The sequence below is a fragment of the Escherichia sp. MOD1-EC6021 genome (genome assembly GCF_002965245.1).
GTDB lineage: Bacteria > Pseudomonadota > Gammaproteobacteria > Enterobacterales > Enterobacteriaceae > Escherichia > Escherichia coli_F.
Map to the genome: position 1 here is coordinate 16,710 of NZ_PTRU01000016.1, position 14,882 is coordinate 31,591.

13 protein-coding genes and 2 pseudogenes are annotated in these 14,882 nt (G+C 51.7%); 6 read left to right on the top strand and 9 right to left on the bottom strand.

Annotated elements, in window-relative coordinates; translation table 11 throughout:
- Positions 1-9 precede the first annotated feature (9 nt).
- Together cusA and pheP are read left to right on the top strand one after the other, a co-directional pair.
- Positions 10-3,153 carry a Cu(+)/Ag(+) efflux RND transporter permease subunit CusA gene (gene cusA, locus BEB54_RS17840; RefSeq protein WP_105277244.1) on the top strand — a complete coding sequence of 1,048 codons (3,144 nt, stop codon included), beginning with the start codon at positions 10-12 and terminating at the stop codon, positions 3,151-3,153.
- A 101-nt stretch (positions 3,154-3,254) separates the two neighbouring features.
- The gene (gene pheP, locus BEB54_RS17845; protein ID WP_000786299.1) at positions 3,255-4,631 is read left to right on the top strand and encodes a phenylalanine transporter; all 1,377 of its coding nucleotides are present in this window, start codon (positions 3,255-3,257) and stop codon (positions 4,629-4,631) included.
- Between the two features lie 80 nt (positions 4,632-4,711).
- Here pheP and ybdG read toward each other — a convergent pair whose 3' ends face one another.
- The 6 genes and pseudogenes from ybdG to BEB54_RS29800 all read right to left on the bottom strand — a co-directional run bounded on the left by ybdG (position 4,712) and on the right by BEB54_RS29800 (position 9,159).
- Positions 4,712-5,959, bottom strand: coding sequence for a mechanosensitive ion channel YbdG (gene ybdG / locus BEB54_RS17850; protein WP_001153126.1), 1,248 nt, complete (start codon positions 5,957-5,959; stop codon positions 4,712-4,714).
- Positions 5,960-6,066: 107 nt separating this feature from the next.
- A complete protein-coding gene (gene nfsB, locus BEB54_RS17855; protein WP_105277245.1) occupies positions 6,067-6,720 on the bottom strand; it encodes an oxygen-insensitive NAD(P)H nitroreductase in 654 nt (217 codons plus the stop codon).
- Positions 6,721-6,814: 94 nt separating this feature from the next.
- Positions 6,815-7,183 (bottom strand): MmcQ/YjbR family DNA-binding protein, encoded by a 369-nt coding sequence (locus BEB54_RS17860; protein WP_105277246.1) that lies wholly within the window; start codon positions 7,181-7,183, stop codon positions 6,815-6,817.
- Between the two features lie 64 nt (positions 7,184-7,247).
- Positions 7,248-7,496: a DUF1158 domain-containing protein gene (locus BEB54_RS17865; protein WP_000682514.1), complete on the bottom strand. Its 249-nt coding sequence runs from the start codon at positions 7,494-7,496 to the stop codon at positions 7,248-7,250.
- Between the two features lie 65 nt (positions 7,497-7,561).
- A complete protein-coding gene (locus tag BEB54_RS17870) occupies positions 7,562-8,680 on the bottom strand; it encodes a YbdK family carboxylate-amine ligase (RefSeq protein WP_105277247.1) in 1,119 nt (372 codons plus the stop codon).
- A gap of 219 nt (positions 8,681-8,899) precedes the next feature.
- Positions 8,900-9,159: pseudogene (locus tag BEB54_RS29800) on the bottom strand (hypothetical protein).
- On the opposite strand from BEB54_RS29800, the gene hokE (BEB54_RS17885) reads away from it, so the two are divergent.
- The gene (gene hokE / locus BEB54_RS17885; RefSeq protein ID WP_000956465.1) at positions 9,128-9,280 is read left to right on the top strand and encodes a type I toxin-antitoxin system toxin HokE; all 153 of its coding nucleotides are present in this window, start codon (positions 9,128-9,130) and stop codon (positions 9,278-9,280) included. The pseudogene BEB54_RS29800 and the gene hokE (BEB54_RS17885) sit on opposite strands and share 32 nt — an antisense overlap.
- A gap of 350 nt (positions 9,281-9,630) precedes the next feature.
- A complete protein-coding gene (gene hokE / locus BEB54_RS17890) occupies positions 9,631-9,783 on the top strand; it encodes a type I toxin-antitoxin system toxin HokE (protein WP_000956467.1) in 153 nt (50 codons plus the stop codon).
- Positions 9,784-9,890: 107 nt separating this feature from the next.
- Here hokE (BEB54_RS17890) and BEB54_RS29805 read toward each other — a convergent pair.
- Positions 9,891-10,157 (bottom strand): annotated as a pseudogene (locus tag BEB54_RS29805) (hypothetical protein).
- On the opposite strand from BEB54_RS29805, the gene hokE (BEB54_RS17900) reads away from it, so the two are divergent.
- Complete coding sequence (hokE, locus tag BEB54_RS17900; RefSeq protein WP_000956467.1) at positions 10,126-10,278, top strand: type I toxin-antitoxin system toxin HokE; 153 nt, start codon at positions 10,126-10,128, stop codon at positions 10,276-10,278. The pseudogene BEB54_RS29805 and the gene hokE (BEB54_RS17900) overlap by 32 nt on opposite strands.
- A 121-nt stretch (positions 10,279-10,399) precedes the next feature.
- Here hokE (BEB54_RS17900) and entD read toward each other — a convergent pair whose 3' ends face one another.
- Together entD and fepA are read right to left on the bottom strand one after the other, a co-directional pair.
- Positions 10,400-11,020 (bottom strand): enterobactin synthase subunit EntD, encoded by a 621-nt coding sequence (gene entD, locus BEB54_RS17905; protein WP_077756944.1) that lies wholly within the window; start codon positions 11,018-11,020, stop codon positions 10,400-10,402.
- Between the two features lie 174 nt (positions 11,021-11,194).
- A complete protein-coding gene (fepA, locus tag BEB54_RS17910) occupies positions 11,195-13,435 on the bottom strand; it encodes a siderophore enterobactin receptor FepA (protein ID WP_105277461.1) in 2,241 nt (746 codons plus the stop codon).
- A 242-nt stretch (positions 13,436-13,677) separates the two neighbouring features.
- Here fepA and fes point away from each other — a divergent pair, with 242 nt between their 5' ends.
- Positions 13,678-14,880 carry an enterochelin esterase gene (gene fes / locus BEB54_RS17915; RefSeq protein WP_105268416.1) on the top strand — a complete coding sequence of 401 codons (1,203 nt, stop codon included), beginning with the start codon at positions 13,678-13,680 and terminating at the stop codon, positions 14,878-14,880.
- Positions 14,881-14,882 lie beyond the last annotated feature (2 nt).

A 14,882-nucleotide genomic window follows, 5' to 3' on the forward strand; every position in this document is an offset into this window, starting at 1 on the left:
GAATAACCAATGATTGAATGGATTATTCGTCGCTCGGTGGCGAACCGTTTTCTGGTGCTGATCGGCGCGTTGTTTCTGAGTATCTGGGGCACCTGGACTATCATTAACACGCCAGTGGATGCGCTGCCGGATCTCTCCGATGTGCAGGTGATTATTAAAACCAGCTATCCCGGTCAGGCACCGCAAATCGTTGAAAATCAGGTGACTTATCCGCTAACCACCACCATGTTGTCAGTACCTGGCGCGAAGACTGTGCGCGGTTTCTCGCAGTTTGGCGACTCTTATGTATATGTCATTTTCGAAGATGGCACCGATCCGTACTGGGCGCGCTCGCGGGTGCTGGAGTACCTCAACCAGGTACAGGGTAAGCTGCCTGCGGGAGTCAGCGCCGAGCTGGGACCAGATGCCACAGGTGTTGGCTGGATCTATGAATATGCACTGGTGGATCGCAGCGGTAAGCACGATCTGGCCGATTTACGCTCATTGCAGGACTGGTTTCTCAAATATGAGTTAAAAACTATCCCTGACGTTGCGGAAGTGGCGTCGGTAGGTGGTGTGGTGAAAGAGTATCAGGTGGTTATCGATCCCCAGCGCCTGGCGCAATATGGCATCAGTCTCGCCGAAGTAAAAAGCGCGCTGGATGCTTCAAACCAGGAAGCGGGCGGTTCGTCGATCGAACTGGCGGAAGCGGAATATATGGTGCGCGCCAGCGGCTATCTGCAAACGCTCGACGACTTTAATCACATCGTTTTAAAAGCCAGTGAAAATGGCGTGCCCGTTTATCTGCGTGATGTTGCGAAGGTCCAGGTTGGCCCGGAAATGCGCCGGGGCATTGCCGAACTGAATGGCGAAGGAGAAGTGGCGGGTGGGGTGGTGATCCTGCGTTCCGGCAAAAACGCCCGTGAAGTGATCGCCGCCGTGAAGGACAAACTGGAAACGCTGAAAAGCAGTCTGCCGGAAGGCGTGGAGATAGTTACAACATACGATCGCAGCCAGCTTATTGACCGCGCCATCGACAACCTCAGCGGCAAGTTGCTGGAAGAGTTTATTGTGGTGGCGATGGTCTGCGCGCTGTTTCTCTGGCATGTGCGCTCGGCACTGGTGGCGATTATTTCGTTGCCGCTGGGGTTGTGTATTGCTTTTATTGTCATGCACTTCCAGGGACTGAATGCCAATATTATGTCGCTGGGCGGTATTGCGATTGCCGTCGGGGCGATGGTCGATGCCGCTATCGTCATGATCGAGAATGCGCATAAACGGCTGGAAGAGTGGCAGCACCAGCATCCTGACGCCACGCTGGATAATAAAACGCGCTGGCAGGTGATCACCGATGCATCTGTTGAAGTAGGTCCGGCGCTGTTTATCAGTCTGCTGATTATCACGCTGTCGTTTATCCCGATCTTCACCCTGGAAGGGCAGGAAGGGCGTCTGTTTGGCCCGCTGGCGTTCACCAAAACGTATGCGATGGCGGGCGCGGCGCTGCTGGCGATCGTGGTGATCCCCATCCTGATGGGCTACTGGATCCGTGGCAAAATTCCGCCAGAAAGCAGTAACCCGCTCAATCGCTTTTTGATTCGTGTTTATCATCCGCTGTTGCTGAAAGTACTACACTGGCCGAAAACCACGCTGCTGGTGGCAGCGCTTTCGGTGCTTACGGTTCTCTGGCCGCTCAATAAAGTTGGCGGGGAATTTTTACCGCAGATCAATGAAGGCGACTTGTTGTATATGCCATCGACGCTGCCGGGGATTTCCGCAGCAGAGGCGGCGAGTATGCTGCAAAAAACCGACAAGCTGATTATGAGCGTGCCGGAAGTGGCGCGGGTGTTTGGCAAAACCGGGAAAGCGGAAACCGCCACCGACTCCGCACCGCTGGAGATGGTAGAAACGACCATCCAGCTTAAGCCACAGGATCAGTGGCGGCCAGGCATGACGATGGACAAAATCATTGAGGAACTGGACAACACCGTGCGTCTGCCGGGGCTGGCGAATCTGTGGGTGCCGCCAATCCGTAACCGTATCGATATGCTCTCGACCGGCATTAAAAGCCCCATCGGCATTAAAGTTTCCGGCACTGTGCTGGCGGATATCGACGCGATGGCGGAGCAAATTGAAGAAGTGGCGCGAACGGTGCCAGGCGTGGCTTCTGCCCTTGCTGAACGTCTGGAAGGTGGGCGCTATATCAACGTTGAGATCAACCGTGAAAAAGCCGCCCGTTACGGTATGACGGTGGCGGATGTGCAGTTGTTTGTGACTTCTGCGGTGGGCGGTGCGATGGTTGGTGAAACGGTGGAAGGGATTGCCCGTTATCCAATTAATCTGCGTTATCCGCAAAGCTGGCGCGATAGCCCACAGGCGCTGCGCCAGCTGCCGATCCTGACGCCAATGAAGCAGCAAATTACCCTGGCAGACGTGGCCGACGTTAAAGTCTCTACCGGACCGTCGATGCTGAAAACCGAGAATGCGCGCCCGACAAGCTGGATTTATATCGATGCCCGCGATCGTGACATGGTGTCGGTGGTTCACGATTTGCAAAAAGCGATTGCCGGGAAAGTGCAGTTAAAACCGGGCACCAGCGTGGCATTCTCCGGGCAGTTCGAGCTACTGGAGCGCGCCAACCATAAGCTGAAACTCATGGTGCCGATGACGTTGATGATCATCTTCGTGCTGTTGTATCTGGCGTTCCGTCGCGTGGGCGAAGCGTTGCTGATTATCAGCAGCGTACCGTTTGCGCTGGTGGGCGGCATCTGGTTGCTGTGGTGGATGGGCTTTCATCTTTCCGTGGCGACGGGCACTGGCTTTATCGCCCTCGCCGGGGTCGCCGCCGAATTTGGCGTGGTGATGTTGATGTATTTACGTCACGCCATAGAGGCAGATCCATCCCTGGATAATCCGCAAACATTCAGCGAGCAGAAGCTGGATGAAGCGTTATATCACGGCGCGGTACTGCGCGTGCGCCCGAAAGCGATGACGGTGGCGGTGATTATCGCGGGTCTGCTGCCGATTTTGTGGGGAACGGGGGCAGGTTCAGAGGTGATGAGCCGGATTGCCGCGCCGATGATTGGCGGCATGATCACCGCACCTTTGCTGTCGCTGTTTATTATTCCGGCGGCGTATAAGCTGATGTGGCTGCACCGACACCGGGTACGGAAATAAAAGCAGGATACCCGGTTTAACCGCGTGGATTGTGTCTTGCGACGATGGGCACTAAATGTTAAAAGGTGCCCCTCAACAAAAAAGTCACACAGGGGAAAGGCGTGAAAAACGCGTCAACCGTATCGGAAGATACTGCGTCGAATAAAGAGCCGACGCTTCATCGCGGATTACATAACCGTCATATTCAACTGATTGCGCTGGGTGGCGCTATTGGTACTGGTCTGTTTCTTGGCATTGGCCCGGCGATTCAGATGGCAGGTCCGGCTGTATTGTTGGGCTACGGCGTCGCCGGGATCATTGCTTTCCTGATTATGCGCCAGCTTGGCGAGATGGTGGTTGAGGAGCCGGTATCCGGTTCGTTTGCCCACTTTGCCTATAAATACTGGGGACCGTTTGCGGGCTTTCTCTCAGGCTGGAACTACTGGGTGATGTTCGTACTGGTGGGGATGGCTGAGCTGACCGCTGCGGGCATCTATATGCAGTACTGGTTCCCGGATGTTCCAACGTGGATTTGGGCTGCCGCCTTCTTTATTATCATCAACGCCGTTAACCTGGTGAACGTGCGCTTATATGGCGAAACCGAGTTCTGGTTTGCGCTGATTAAAGTGCTGGCGATCATCGGCATGATCGGCTTTGGCCTGTGGCTGCTGTTTTCTGGTCACGGCGGCGAGAAAGCCAGTATCGACAACCTCTGGCGCTACGGTGGTTTCTTCGCCACGGGCTGGAATGGGCTGATTTTGTCGCTGGCGGTGATCATGTTTTCCTTCGGCGGTCTGGAGCTGATTGGGATTACTGCCGCTGAAGCGCGCGATCCGGAAAAAAGTATTCCAAAAGCGGTAAATCAGGTGGTTTATCGCATCCTGCTGTTTTATATCGGTTCACTGGTGGTTTTACTGGCGCTCTATCCGTGGGTGGAAGTGAAATCTAACAGTAGCCCGTTTGTGATGATTTTCCATAATCTCGACAGCAATGTGGTGGCTTCTGCGCTGAATTTCGTCATTCTGGTAGCATCATTATCGGTATACAACAGTGGGGTTTACTCCAACAGCCGGATGCTGTTTGGTCTTTCTGTGCAGGGTAATGCACCGAAATTTTTGACTCGCGTCAGCCGTCGCGGCGTGCCGATTAACTCGCTGATGCTTTCCGGGGCTATCACTTCGCTGGTGGTGTTGATCAACTATCTGCTGCCGCAAAAAGCATTTGGTCTGCTGATGGCGCTGGTGGTGGCAACGTTGCTGTTGAACTGGATTATGATCTGTCTGGCGCATCTGCGTTTTCGCGCGGCGATGCGACGTCAGGGACGAGAAACACAGTTTAAAGCGCTGCTCTATCCGTTCGGCAACTATCTCTGCATTGCCTTCCTCGGCATGATTTTGCTGCTGATGTGCACGTTGGATGATATGCGCTTGTCGGCAATTTTGCTGCCGGTGTGGATTGTATTCCTGTTTGTGGCGTTTAAAACGCTGCGTCGGAAATAAGGCGTTCACGCCGCATCCGACAAAACGAAGTCAACCATCTGAATCCGCTCTCATCCATTCGATGAGAGCGGATTTTTTAATTACTGCTTAAATGCACCTGCCAGGGAGCGAATATCATTGCCGGTTGGCGACTGATGAAGCCGCAGACCAAACTCTTCGACAATCGCAAATATATGGTCGAAAATATCAGCCTGAATACTTTCATATTCCAGCCACACCACGGTGTTGGTAAACGCATAGATCTCGAGCGGTAAACCGTTATCGCCAGGAGCCAGTTGGCGTACCATTAAGGTCATATCTTTACGAATCCGCGGATGGTTACGTAGATATTCGTTCAGATAGGCGCGAAAGGTTCCAATATTGGTCATTCGACGCAGGTTTAATACCGACTCCGTAGAACCTTGCTGGCGATTCCACTCATTAATTTCCTGATGGCGGCTGGTTAAATAAGGTTTTAACAAATGCGCTTTATTCAGACGTTGCATTTCGTCTTCATCAAGAAAATGAATACTGGTGACATCAATGCTGATACTGCGTTTAATACGTCGCCCGCCGGATGCTGACATCCCGCTCCAGTTTTTAAAGGAGTCAGAAACCAGAGACCAAGTAGGAATAGTGGTAATGGTATTGTCCCAGTTACGCACTTTGACGGTGGTTAACCCAATATCGATCACCGCGCCATCCGCGCCGTATTTCGGCATCTCCAGCCAGTCGCCCAGTTTCAGCATATCGTTCGCGGAAAGCTGAATACCTGCCACCAGACCAAGAATCGGATCTTTAAATACCAACATCAGCACGGCAGCCATTGCACCAAGACCGCTGATCAGAATCGCTGGCGATTGACCAATCAGCAGCGAGATCATCAAAATGCCGACCAGAATCGCGCCGATCAGTTTAATCCCCTGAAATATCCCTTTCAGCGGTAACTGAGACGCCGCCGGGAATTTCTGCGCCAGATTCAAAATAACATCCAGCAACGAGAAGACTGAAAGCAGTGCATACATCATGATCCACAACTGCGCGCAGGTGGTCAGAATATCAGCCGCTTCGGTGCCTTTTTGCAGCCAGAATACCGCCTGAATATTGACGATAATCCCCTGCAAGGTGAAAGCTAAACGGTGGAAGAGTTTATTCTGGGTAATGATTTGCAACCATAGCCGTGAACTGGCGATGGCACGTTTTTCGAAGGTCCGTAGTACTACCCAGTGCAAAATAATATGCACTACAACGGCAGTCAGAAAAATAATACCGAAAATCATCACCATCGAGGTGGTGTGATCAAACTCAATACCCGCTAAATCTTCAACCTGGGATATTAAATCCTGCATAACGTCTCCTTTATACAACAGTAGCCTATGATGACGGCTGAAACAGGGTTATGCAAATCAGGATAATCTGAGGGGAAATAGCCGGGCGGATGCCCGGCAAAGGAGAATTACACTTCAGTTATGGTGATGTCTTGCGGCAGACGGGATTTCGGCAGTGTAGCGTTGAAATCTTCGACGCTGTGATGACCTACCGGAACAACCACCAGGCTGGTGTAGCCTTTCTCTTTCAGACCAAATTCTTCATCGAGGATTGCTGCGTCAAAACCTTCGATTGGCACCGCGTCCAGACCCAGCGCCGCAACGCCCAGCAGGAAGTTACCGACATTGAGGTAAACCTGTTTTGCCATCCACTCAGCATCATCATGCAGATCTTTACGGTGCATATCGGCGAAGAATTTGCGGCCTTTATCGTTCGCGGCTTTCGCTTCCGGCGTGGCAAAGCGGCCATCGGCATCTTCCTGGTCAACAACCTGTTTCAGCCAGGCATCGTCCATCGCGGTTTTCGCGCAGAACACCACGACGTGCGAGGCATCAAGCATTTTGCGCTCGTTGAACACGTAATTACCGGCAGCGGATTTGGCAACACGCGCTTTGCCTTCTTCCGTGCTGGCAACAATAAAATGCCATGGCTGGGAGTTGGTGCTGGATGGGCTGTATTGCAGCAGCGTTTTGATCTGCTCGGCCTGTTCCGGGGTAAGTTTTTTGCTGGCATCAAATGCCTTAGTGGAATGACGCTTTAAGGCGACAGAAATGATATCCATAAAGACTCCATGTGTAAGTAATTTTGCGTGCCAGCAGATTACAAGGTTCAACGAGAAATGGTAAGCGAGAAAAATGCGCTATAGATTTTCGCTTTTAGTCTGGGCGCAATCTTTTTTGATCGCGTTTAGATAAGCCATCAACCACTAAATTCCATGAATCATCGATAAGATCGCGCAGTAACGCTTCGGAGATCTCATCGCCTGGATACACTGAAATCCAGTGCTTCTTATTCATGTGATATCCTGGCTTAATGCTCGGGTATATCTGCTGATTTAACAGGGATTTTTGTGGATCGGACTTCAAATTGATAAAGGGGACGCCGCGCAGCTCCGACGACAGCATAAAAATCTTGCCGCCAATTTTAAAAACATCGAACTCCGGGCCAAAAGGCCAGCAAAGCTCGACAAAGGGTAACTCAAGGGCCAGGCGTTTCGCCGTTTCGTGCAGTGATTGCTTATCCATAAACGTTCCTTTAGGCGAAGGAGAATAAGCAAAGTATGCCGTGAAGTACGGCGATAATCGACGTTTAATCCGCCAGCGAGAACCAGCGTCGCCAGATAAAGCGCAGAACAAAATACTCAATTGCGCCCAGCACTAAAAACCACAGGCAAAACAATAAAGTGTAAAGCTGGCTAAGATCCATCAGATGGAACGTGCTCACCAGTTTTTGTGCCAGCGTCAGCCCCAGTGCGGGGGCGGGCAGCAGCAGGCAAGAGAGGAAAGCCATCAGCAAAATGCCTGCTGCGGTGGTTAAGGTTTCTAAAGGGTGTTTCATAACATTGTTAAATGTAAGTTAAAACACCATTGTCAGGGATATTCTTCTGTAAGGCAATTCCCGACTTATTCTCCGGCCCAAATCTCACAATGCTTTTTCACCAGTCCAATCAGCGAGCCGCCATCGGCGACGAAATCACGCATCAGCTGCGCTTCATTCAGACCGCTGACGACCTGGCGATGCAGGGCCTCAATCGCGCTCGATGCGCCAATTTTATCTGCGGAAGGGGCGATTTTTTCCAGTAAACGTAAGGTGTCTTCCGTTAGTGGCCGACGATCGCCAGTGTGCGGATCGGTAATGGCACCTTCCAGCCCATAACGGCAGGCCTGGAAGCGGTTGAATTTATACAGCAGGTAATCTTTTTCCTGATGTTTAAACGGGCGTTCCGTCAGTAACCAGTGGGCGGTAGCCTGAATCAATCCTGCCATATTTACCGCATGGCTAAGGGTTAACGGGGTATCCATTACCCGAACCTCCACCGTGCCAAAATGAGGACTGGGGCGAATATCCCAGTGCAGATCTTTAATGCTGTCGATCATCGTGGTGTAACTCAGACAACGAAACAGGGCTTCAAATTGTTGCCAGTTACTGACCCACGGCATTGGGCCATTGTCGGGAAAGGCGGAAAAAATATTCGGTCTTGAGGAGGCAAAACGCGTATCCGTTCCTTGCATATATGGCGACGCGGCGGAAAGGGCGATAAAGTGCGGCACAAACCGTGACAGGCCGTGCAGCAAATAAATGGCGTCATCGCCACTGGCGCAGCCAACATGGACATGCTGACCAAAAACGGTCGCCTGCTGAATGAGATAACCAAAGTTTTCCAGCGTTCGTTGATAGCGTTCGTTATCGCATACCTCCTGACGCTGCCATTTCTGAAACGGGTGCGTGCCACCGCCGCAAATTTCCAGATGATGGTCTGCGGCTGCCTGCAATACGACTTTCTGCATCGCTGAAAATTGCCCGGCAGCCTGGTTGATATCACGGCAAACATCCGTCGCCAGCTCCAGCATGCTTTCGGTGATATCGTGCTTTACTTCCCCGGCAGTGATCTGATTTTTAACCGCGTCAATCAGCGTTGAAGAGTCCTGGCTTAAGTCATAGCCCAGCGGATTAACCACCTGCATTTCCAGTTCAATACCGAGGGTAAAAGGTTCAGAGACTTGAAAATCGGGTATTGGCATAGGTTTCTCTTATGTTGGCGTTTTCATTTGAGTATAGAAGTGGGAGCGACTGGGCGAGATGCGGAAGTTCTGGAATGTTTTTTTTTGGTGATGGTGAACTGATTGTGACTGAAGAAGTTTGGCTACTTTGCAATGTGCCAGGTTATGGCAGAGCTGGCTGGCGGCGGAGAATTTTGATGATTGAGGGGCGAAGGAAAAACTGGCTTAGTTTCGGTTGATCTAATGCGTAGTGAGAAGTCCGAAATAAGACCAACTGTATAAATAAACAGCTATTTTGCTAAGGAAGGGTAAGATGACTGCGGGTGCCTGAAGCTTTCCGGTTTCAGGTTTACTCTGAGGTCTGGAAAGATGAAGCCCCAGGAGATATTTCTATCAACCCTGGGGCTGCCACTCCAAACCCGAACAATTTGGATGGTAGTCCCTTCTTCGCATGGAGGCAATATAAACATGCTGACGAAATATGCCCTTGTGGCAGTCATAGTGCTGTGTTTGACGGTGCTGGGATTTACGCTTCTGGTCGGAGACTCGCTGTGTGAGTTTACGGTGAAGGAACGTAATATTGAGTTTAAGGCTGTTCTCGCTTACGAACCGAAGAAGTAGCCGTTGTGCGGGGAGTAATTCCCGCATATCCGGTTGTCAGGTCAGGGTGGTAAGGCACCTGTTTTACACTTTCGCCCGCGGTCAGTGATGGCTGCGGGCGATGTCGTTTTAAGGGCAATGATCAGTTTTGCCAACAGAAGTCCGAAACAGGACTCACTGTATAAATAAACAGCTATTTCGCTAAGGAAGGGTAAGATAACGGCGGGTGCCTGAAGCTTTCCTGTTTCAGGTTTACTCTGAGGTCTGGAAAGATGAAGCCCCAGGAGATATTTCTATCAACCCTGGGGCTGCCACTCCGAACCTCAACAACTCGGATGGTAGTCCCTTCTTCGCATGGAGGCAATATAAACATGCTGACGAAATATGCCCTTGTGGCAGTCATAGTGCTGTGTTTAACGGTGCTGGGATTTACACTTCTGGTCGGCGACTCGCTGTGTGAGTTTACCGTAAAGGAACGTAATATTGAGTTCAGGGCTGTTCTCGCTTACGAACCGAAGAAGTAGCCGTTGTGCGGGGAGTAATCCCCGCATATCCGGTTGTCAGGTCAGGATGGTAAGGCTCCTGCTTTACATTTTCGCCCGCGGTCAGCAATGGCTGCGGGCGATTTCGTTTAACTGGCATGGGCGATAATACCAATGAAAAGTCCGGAACAGGATTTACTGTATAAATAAACAGCCATTTTGCTAAGGAAGGGTAAGATAACGGCGGGTGCCTGAAGCTTTCCGGTTAACTCTGAGGTCTGGAAAGATGAAGCCCCAGGAGATATTTCTATCAACCCTGGGGCCGCCACTCCAAACCAGACAATTTGGATGGTAGTCCCTTCTTCGCATGGAGGCAATATAAACATGCTGACGAAATATGCCCTTGTGGCAGTCATAGTGCTGTGTTTGACAGTGCTGGGATTTACGCTTCTGGTCGGCGACTCGCTGTGTGAGTTCACCGTAAAGGAACGTAATATTGAGTTCAGGGCTGTTCTCGCTTACGAACCGAAGAAGTAGCCGTTGTGCGGGGAGCAATCCCCGCATATCCGGTTGTCAGGTCAGGATGGTAAGGCACCTGCTTTACACTTTCGCCCGTGGTCAGTGATGGCTGCGGGCGAATCGTACCAGATGTTGTCAATTAATCGTGTTGGCACAGCGTTATGACTATTTTTTCTTTTATCTGCCAGTGCACAGCAAACTGCTCATCCTCTAGTCGAATGATGATCTGCTGTTTATTCCAGCTAATTATCTGATAATCCAGAAAACCTTGAGCGGCCTGTATCTTGCTTGCCTTAAATGCGCTCTCTTTGGCGGAAAATGCCAGTGTCAGCGCCAGAGAAAAGGTTAAACCGCATTCTGCGAGTCGCTCGTGTTCTGCTGGTGTAATAATGTTGTCTGTCAATTCTCTTGCGGTTTGTACAGAGAAAATCTCTTCGATATCAATGCCAATCGGTTGACGAGATACCACGGCTAATGCCGTAGTCCCGCAGTGGCTAATACTGCCGTATACCTCCGCAGGCCACACAGGTTGGCGTAGCTCGCCGATTGCGGGCACACATTTATAGCCATATTCCCGCAAGGCGTAAACAGCAGCGATCCGTCCGGCTAAATGCTCTGTTTTACGTTTACGTCCAGCGTGTTGCAGTTGTGCGTAGTGTGGCAGCCAGAGTAAATCCTGCTCGCGAAAACTCACCGGATCGAACTCAACAAAATGCAGCGTATGTCCGGCAAAGGGGAGGGAGGTATGCGTAGTTTTCATGTCGACCATATTAGAGACTGATGACAAACGCAAAACTGCCTGATGCGCTACGCTTATCAGGCCTACACTATCCTGCAATATATTGAATTGGCAAAATTTTTGTAGGCCGGATAAGGCGTTCACGCCGCATCCGGCATGAACGACGCGCACTTTGTCAACAATCTGACGTTAGCATCAGAAGTGCGTATTAATGCTCATATACCATGTACGTCCCGGCTCGTTATAGGTATACGCCCCGGCACCGGCGATATAGTTGGCTCCTGCCAGATCGCCCGTGGTCTGGGCATTACCCGCACGCCACAAACGTTTGTCGAACAGGTTGTCCACGCCGCCGGTCAGACTGACATTCTTCGTCACATCCCAGGTCGCGCTCAGACCCACAATGCTGTACGGACTGATTTCTTTGGTTTCCGGGCCAACCGCTGGCTGACCTTTATAGTTGTACTTCTTCGGCTGCTGCTTGCCGTACCAGGTGAAGGTCGTTTGCATCGACAAATCTTCCCGTGCCTGCCAGCTCAGCGTTGAGTTCAACGTATATTCCGGGATGATCGATAAACGGTCGCCCGTAGTTTTGTTTTCACTCTTCAGCATATAAGTGATGTTGTTGGTCCACATCACCGTTTCGCTAACCGGTACGTTTAACGATCCTTCCAGACCTTCAACCACCGCTTTCGGCACGTTATCCCACTGATAGAGATCGGTGCCGACTGCGTTTTGCCCTACAGCCACATAGCCCGCTTCAATCTTATTGCGATAATCGTTACGGAACCAGGTGACGCCAGCCAGCCAGCCGTCGCGTTTGAACTCCAGCCCAATCTCTTTGTTGATACTGGTTTCCGCTTTCAGGTCGTCGTTACCCTGCAAATAGCAGCCGCCCGCGCTGGCATAGCAGCCCTGACCTTTACTGTAGAGAATGTAGTTCGGGTTAGTCTGGTACAGGCTCGGCGCTTTATAAGCACGGGCGATGCCCATTTTCAGCGTGAAGTCATCGCCTAAACCTTGCGATATATTCAGCGCCGGACTCCAGTTATTGCCGACAATGCTGTGATGATCGAAACGCAGCCCCGGCGTTACGATGGTGCTGTCAGTCAGCTCCATGTTGTTTTCGGCAAATAGCGAGAAAATTTCTGCCTTTGAATATGGGCTACGGTCGGTGGCACTCACACCATCAATAGCACCGCCGGTATTCGTTCCGGTCAGCGCCTGGGTGTTGGAATTTAAGTCCTTCATCCGCTGCTGATTCCACTCAGTCCCCAGCGTCAGCGTCTGGTTAACGAGGAAATCAATCGGCAGGTTAACTTCGCTGTGCAACATCACGTCATCAAGATCGATATCGACGAAATCTTGTGTCGCTTTTTCGTTAAATTTCCCTTCGGTGCCGCCCGCCAAACCTTCCGGTATACGCGAGTTACGGGTGTGTTCGTACTGCACCCAATTGCTGGTGGTCACGCCGTTATCCCAGCCACCGTTCCAGGTCAGCGAGTAGTTCTGGCGATACAGGCGGTTGGTTTCATCGCCATATTTCGAGCGCGTATAGGAATCGGAGTTGGTGTTTTGGGTATCACCTGCATACAGGTTACCCTGGCGGCTGTAGCCCGCTTCAAGTTCGAGTGATTGCATAGGGGCGAAGTCCCAACGCACCACGCCATTGATATCTTTGTTGATCACCCCTTCGCGCCCGGCTGGTAACGTCGTGGCATACGTTCCGGCACGCGCTGACTGATGGCCCTGGTTAATATCCCACGCATCAGCCTGAGTTTTGTCGAGGTTGCCATATAAACGGAAGCTGAATTGGTCGCCCAGCGGACCGGTCAAGCTGAAATTGGTGCGTTTGGTGGCACCTTCCTCTTTATGCTCTGGCGCATTGAAATAAGCATCCCAGGAGCCGTGCCACTCGCCGCTGCCTTTTTTGGTAATGATGTTAACCACGCCGCCCGCCGCGCCGTTGCCATAACGCGCAGCTGCCGGACCACGCAGAACTTCAATACGTTCAATCATTTCAGGCGGCACCCAGGAGGTATCACCACGGGTATCACGCTCGCCACGCCAGCCCTGACGCACCGAGTTACGGCTGCTGACAGGCTTACCGTCAATCAAAATCAGCGTGTTTTCCGGACCCATGCCGCGAATATCAATCTGGCGGTTATTACCACGCTGACCACTAGTGGAGTTACCTGTCAGGTTAACGCCAGGCATGGTACGAATGATCTCCGATACATCGCGGGCAACCGGGTTTTTGCGGATTTCATCTGCGGTGATGGTCGAAACGCCTGGCGCCTGCAAGTTCTGCTCGGCGGCGGTAACGACAATAGTATCGTCATGTGAAACAGGAGTATCGGTTGGCTCTTGTGCCTGCGCTACCCCATAAATCCCCAGATTGACCAACAAGGCCAGGGAATGAATCTTCTTGTTCATTGTTTTATTCCTGCATTTTTGCCACGAATTGCAACTGTCGGGCGTAGTCGTCATCAATACGACGTATCCCGCTACCGCGAAAACCTTTGATCCTGAAAGACACGCAGTGCAGTTGGTTAATTAATGTCCGCGCTTCCCACGGCGCGCCATTACGCTATTGCAAATGCAAATAGTTATCAATAATATTATCAATATATTTCTGCAATCAATGAAAAATTGCACAGTAAACATGGGGTTATGGTGTGACGGCGTTAAAAGTAGGAAGTGAGAGCTGGTGGCAGTCGAAACATGGCCCGGAATGTCAGCGTCTGAATGACGAAATGTATCAGGTCACTTTCTGGTGGCGTGATCCACAAGGTTCTGAAGACCACTCGACGATAAAGCGCGTATGGGTCTATATCACTGGCGTGACCGATCACCATCAGAACAGCCAGCCCCAGTCGATGCAGCGAATTGCAGGGACCGATGTCTGGCAGTGGACGACACAACTCAATGCCAACTGGCGCGGCAGCTACTGTTTTATTCCTACCGAACGTGATGACATTTTTTCTGCTCCATCACCTGATCGCCTCGAATTGCGCGAAGGCTGGCGAAAACTATTACCCCTGGCGATAGCCGATCCGCTGAATCCACAAAGCTGGAAAGGCGGGCGAGGGCACGCTGTTTCTGCACTCGAAATGCCGCAAGCGCCCCTGCAACCAGGATGGGATTGTCCGCAAGCGCCAGAAACGCCTGCCAAAGAAATTATCTGGAAAAGTGAACGGTTGAAAAATTCACGCCGTGTATGGATTTTTACCACCGGCGATGCAACAGCAGAAGAACGTCCGCTGGCAGTTTTACTTGATGGCGAATTTTGGGCGCAGAGTATGCCCGTCTGGCCTGCGCTGACTTCGTTGACCCATCGTCAGCAACTTCCTCCCGCCGTGTACGTGTTGATCGACGCTATCGACACCACGCAACGTGCCCACGAACTGCCATGTAATGCGGATTTCTGGCTGGCAGTACAGCAAGAGTTATTACCCCAGGTGAAAACTATCGCCCCCTTTAGCGATCGCGCCGATCGTACTGTGGTCGCCGGGCAGAGTTTTGGTGGGCTTTCCGCGCTGTATGCCGGACTGCACTGGCCTGAACGCTTTGGCTGTGTATTAAGCCAGTCGGGATCGTACTGGTGGCCGCACCGGAGCGGTCAGCAAGAGGGCATGTTACTTGAACAGCTCAAAGCTGGTGAAGTTAGCGCCGAAGGTCTGCGCATTGTGCTGGAAGCGGGTCTTCGCGAGCCGATGATTATGCGGGCCAATCAGGCGCTGTATGCGCAATTACCCCCCCTAAAAGAATCCATTTTCTGGCGTCAGGTTGACGGCGGACATGATGCGCTTTGTTGGCGCGGTGGCTTGATGCAGGGGCTAATCGACCTCTGGCAACCACTTTTCCATGACAGGAGTTGAAT